Below are 637 nucleotides of genomic sequence, written 5' to 3'. Positions count from 1 at the left end.
AGACCGAACAGCTCGACCAGGGTCTTGCCGGCCGACGCCATGGCGTCACGCGGACGCATGGCCTGCTTGGTCTCGACGTCGACGATCAGCTTGTCGAAGTCGGTGCGCTGCTCGACACGGGTCGCCTCGACCTTGTACGTGACCTTGAGCACGGGGCTGTAGATGGAGTCGACCGGGATACGGCCGATCTCCTGGCCCAGCTGCTTGTTCTGCACGGCGGAGACGTAACCGCGGCCACGCTCGACCGTCAGTTCCATCTCCAGCTTGCCCTTGCCGTTGAGCGTGGCGAGGACGAGGTCGGGGTTGTGCACCTCGACACCGGCCGGGGGCGCGATGTCGGCGGCGGTGACCAGACCCGGGCCCTGCTTGCGCAGGTACATCACGACCGGCTCGTCGTGCTCCGAGGAGACGACCAGCTGCTTGATGTTGAGGATCAGGTCGGTGACGTCCTCCTTGACGCCCGGCACGGTGGTGAACTCGTGCAGAACGCCGTCGACGCGGATGGACGTGACCGCCGCACCCGGGATCGAGGAGAGGAGCGTACGACGCAGGGAGTTGCCGAGGGTGTAGCCGAAGCCCGGCTCCAGCGGCTCGATCACGAACCGGGAGCGGAACTCGTCGACGACCTCTTCGGTCA

At 66.4% G+C, this 637-nt stretch carries 1 protein-coding gene; it reads right to left on the bottom strand.

The features are described from left to right. Positions 1 to 637 (bottom strand): DNA-directed RNA polymerase subunit alpha (locus KUM49_RS37725; protein WP_217241485.1); only part of this gene is annotated, 637 nt, incomplete at both ends.

This window comes from Streptomyces sp. AC555_RSS877 (genome assembly GCF_019049245.1).
Taxonomy (GTDB): domain Bacteria; phylum Actinomycetota; class Actinomycetes; order Streptomycetales; family Streptomycetaceae; genus Streptomyces.
The sequence above is the reverse complement of the archived record's forward strand: the minus strand, read 5'-3'. Positions and strand labels throughout refer to the sequence as shown.